The 265-nt window shown below is 54.0% G+C and carries 1 pseudogene; it reads left to right on the top strand.

Annotated features, from left to right (window positions below):
• Positions 1–4: 4 nt before the first annotated feature.
• Positions 5–225: pseudogene (locus EXE46_RS16725) on the top strand (transposase); the annotation flags it as partial.
• Positions 226–265: the final 40 nt, after the last annotated feature.

Below are 265 nucleotides of genomic sequence, written 5' to 3'. Positions count from 1 at the left end.
AACGATGTTCCCTATCAAGACGCTCGTCTCGGAGCGTCGCGCCGTGAACCTGTTACAGCAGGTTCGCTGGCGCGACGGCATCTATTGCCCGCCTGCCGTGGCGAATCTGTGATTCGGTACGGCAGCTATCGCGTGTTTCAGCGGTATCTGTGTAAGGATTACGACCGCACATTCAACGATCAGACCGGCACGATCTTCGAACATTCTGCGGTGGTACTCAGAAAATAGTTTCTCGCAGTCTACATCTACATCCGCTTCAACACGA

The organism is Halorubrum sp. GN11_10-6_MGM (assembly GCF_005435165.1).
Taxonomy (GTDB): Archaea; Halobacteriota; Halobacteria; order Halobacteriales; family Haloferacaceae; genus Halorubrum.
Note: the sequence above shows the minus strand (reverse complement) of the source record. Positions and strands in the feature narration are given on the sequence as shown.